Genomic DNA, 456 nt, shown 5'->3' with positions numbered 1-456 from the left:
GTGTTGGCGGGCCTGATGTCGACGATCTGGAAGGCGCGCCCGTCCCTGGCGTAGAGCGGCCCGTAGTCGGCCAGCGCCAGCGGCTCGCCGGTGAAGGTCTTCACCCGCAATTCGCCCTTGATGCCATGGGCGGCGCCGATCACGGCCATCTGGACAGGATTCTGGAGCTTGCTCATGGCGAAATATCCTTTGGCCTGCTCTAGCCCCACGCGGCTGTCATTTCAATGACGGGCTATTCACCGCTTCCTAACCCGAATATCCGAAAATGCCGCCATGCAGGAATTCCTCATCCCGGCCAAACCCGATCTCCAGGCGGCGCGCGAAAGCTGGCTGAAGATGCTGGCGCGAGAACGTCGGCTGTCGCCCGAGACGGTGGAAGCCTATGAGCGCGACACGCGTCAGTTCCTGCATTTCCTCACCGGCCATTGCGGCGGCTCGCCCGGCATTTCTGACATC

Annotated in this window: 1 protein-coding gene and 1 pseudogene; one reads left to right on the top strand and one right to left on the bottom strand. The window is 62.7% G+C overall.

Going from position 1 to position 456, the window contains the following annotated elements:
* Nucleotides 1-176: pseudogene (locus tag EOA22_RS37070) on the bottom strand (ribosome maturation factor RimM); the annotation flags it as partial.
* A 97-nt stretch (nt 177-273) separates the two neighbouring features.
* On the opposite strand from EOA22_RS37070, the gene EOA22_RS37065 reads away from it, so the two are divergent.
* Nucleotides 274-456 (top strand): site-specific integrase (locus tag EOA22_RS37065; RefSeq protein ID WP_164756355.1); only part of this gene is annotated, 183 nt, incomplete at its 3' end.

Source organism: Mesorhizobium sp. M7A.F.Ca.US.014.04.1.1, assembly GCF_003998745.1.
In the GTDB taxonomy this organism is placed as follows: Bacteria; Pseudomonadota; Alphaproteobacteria; order Rhizobiales; family Rhizobiaceae; genus Mesorhizobium; species Mesorhizobium ciceri.
This window is presented reverse-complemented; position numbering and strand designations above follow the sequence as displayed.